At 53.8% G+C, this 885-nt stretch carries 1 protein-coding gene; it reads right to left on the bottom strand.

The genetic code is table 11. The features are described 5' to 3' along the window. Nucleotides 1-885 (bottom strand): NAD-dependent epimerase/dehydratase family protein (locus FH871_RS31745; RefSeq protein ID WP_138995315.1); only part of this gene is annotated, 885 nt, incomplete at both ends.

Genomic DNA, 885 nt, shown 5'->3' on the forward strand with positions numbered 1-885 from the left:
ACCATGCTGTCGTGCATTTGCACCAGCGTTTGACGCAGATCATATTCCCAGTTCCAGTCGGGGTAATGGCTCTTGAATTTGGACAAATCGGATACGTACCAGATGTGGTCACCGATGCGGTTGGTTTCCGAGTAGCTGAAATTCATCTTGTTCCCGGAGATTTCTTCGCACAAGACCCGCGCTTCCAGCATCGAGCAGTTGGCGTGACGGCCACCGCCGGCGTTGTATACTTCGCCCGGACGGGGATTCTGGTAAAAATGCCAAAACATGTTCACCAGGTCATGGCTGTGAATGTTGTCGCGAACCTGCTTGCCTTTGTACCCGAAAATGGTGTAGTGGTTGCCGGTGATGGCACACTTCATCAGGTACGACAGAAAGCCGTGCAACTGGGCCCCCGAGTGGTTCGGGCCAGTCAGACAGCCGCCCCGGAAGACGGCGGTTTTCATGCCGAAATACCGGCCATATTCCTGCACCAGAATGTCGGCCGCCACTTTCGACGCGCCGAACAACGAGTGTTTGGTGTGGTCGATGGACATGTGCTCATCGATACCGTTGGCAAAATAGGGGTGGTTTTCGTCGATTTCCCAGCGGGTTTCGGTTTCCACCAGTGGCAGATAATTCGGATTGTCGCCGTATACTTTATTGGTAGACGTGAAGATGAAAACCGCATCGGGGCAGTGCAGGCGGTTCATTTCCAGCATATTCAGCGTGCCGTTGGCGTTTACACTGAAATCGGTGAAGGGCTCTCGGGCGGCCCAGTCGTGGCTGGGTTGGGCAGCCGCGTGAACGATCAGTTTAATATCGGTGCCGTATTCCTGAAAGATGGGCTCAAGTTCCTCGACTTTGCGGATGTCGGCTTTATAATGGCGGTAGTTGGTATACGAA

The organism is Larkinella sp. C7, assembly GCF_006149005.1.
Taxonomy (GTDB): Bacteria; Bacteroidota; Bacteroidia; order Cytophagales; family Spirosomataceae; genus Larkinella.